At 37.8% G+C, this 1,450-nt stretch carries 1 pseudogene; it reads right to left on the reverse strand.

Annotated elements, in window-relative coordinates:
• Positions 1–1,450, reverse strand: a pseudogene (gene prgB, locus HMPREF2810_RS01795) (LPXTG-anchored aggregation substance PrgB/Asc10); the annotation flags it as partial.

Below are 1,450 nucleotides of genomic sequence, written 5' to 3' on the forward strand. Positions count from 1 at the left end.
TATCGATTGAATTCAATCGTTGCTTTTTCTGGTTCTTTTGGATTCCCATAATTGAAAATAGGCTTCACTGATTGCGCATTTAAGTTAGTGCTAAAGGCAAACCATTGCGCACTAGATACAGGAACATTACTTTTTCCTTTTGTTGTCATACCAAAAGAAAAGGAAATACGTCCATTAGCTAGACCTACACCTGAACCAAAGTACGCATTCTTGTGCCCTACAGCGTCCCAATCACTATTTTTCAATCCAGAAGGTCCTGTGCCATAGTCAATATCTTCCGGTGAGTAAAATTTTCCATCCGCTTGTTTTTTCACGTATGAGCCATTAATGTATTTGAACGCATTGTTCGCCCCAAAATCAGAAACAAATTCCGCATGGCCACCTTTATTCGTTAAACTTGAATTTAAAGAAGACAGCGCATACGCAAATGGACTATCTTTATCTGGTAGTACTTCTTTACCTGACGCATCAAAGAACTTAATCGTTAAGCGTGTTTTAACATCCTTACCATTGACTCTGTTTGTACCAATAAAAGCCGTGATAATCGGATCGTTTGAAAATACTGCATTTAACGTTCCACTTTGGCTTGGTGAGGATTGTAGTTCATAAACAAATTCTGCTTTTGTAATTTTACGTCCTAAATAACTAGCGTTTAGTCCTGTATAGGTCACTGTCACTGGTTTATTTTTTTCTAAAAGAACCGCATACCCACCATTAGACCCAAGATTTGCCTCTTTTACAAAGGAATTCTGGAAGTTGCCAGTAGCCTTCCCGCCCATATCTTTCCGTAATTTTGTAAAGATATCTTTTGAATCCCCTGCATTTACTTTATTAAAATCAGTTGCTTTGATAAATTTTCCGCCTTTAATCGACGAAATTTTAGTGTCTTTCGTCACGACAGATTGATCGAACACTAGGTTTTTACTAATCGCTTCATTGACATAGCTGTTTTCGTTCTTATGCTTGTTGTATTCAGCGACTTCTTTTTCATAACGCTCTTTTTCCGCTTTGTTTTTTGCCGCAATTTCTGCATTTTCTTTGGCAATTTTTTCATTTTTGGCTTTTAATTCAGCTGCTTGTTGCGCAATCTTTTTCGCTTGTTCTTTTTGTAGTTGGTCTACTTCTTTTTCTTTTGCAGCTAAATCTTTAGAAGAAACGTTGCCTAAGTCTTCTGCTGGTTTTTCAACAACGGTAATGTTTGGATCTTTTTTTGCTTCATCAACTGCTTTATCAACGTCTGGTGTTTCAAATTCTTTAGTAATGGACGTTGATTTGTTAGCTTCATTTTCAGCTGGTGCAACTTCTGTTGGCTGCCCTAGAGGTTCATTGGTTGTTTCAGGGCTGACTACTGGTTGTTCTTGTGCTGAATTTTCTGCTCCTACTGTTGGTTGTTGCACGTTTGTGGTATCATTTGGGGTAGCTGAACTCTGTTCAGCTCCATTTTTTTCAG

The sequence above is a fragment of the Enterococcus sp. HMSC078F03 genome (assembly GCF_001811595.1).
GTDB lineage: Bacteria > Bacillota > Bacilli > Lactobacillales > Enterococcaceae > Enterococcus > Enterococcus faecalis.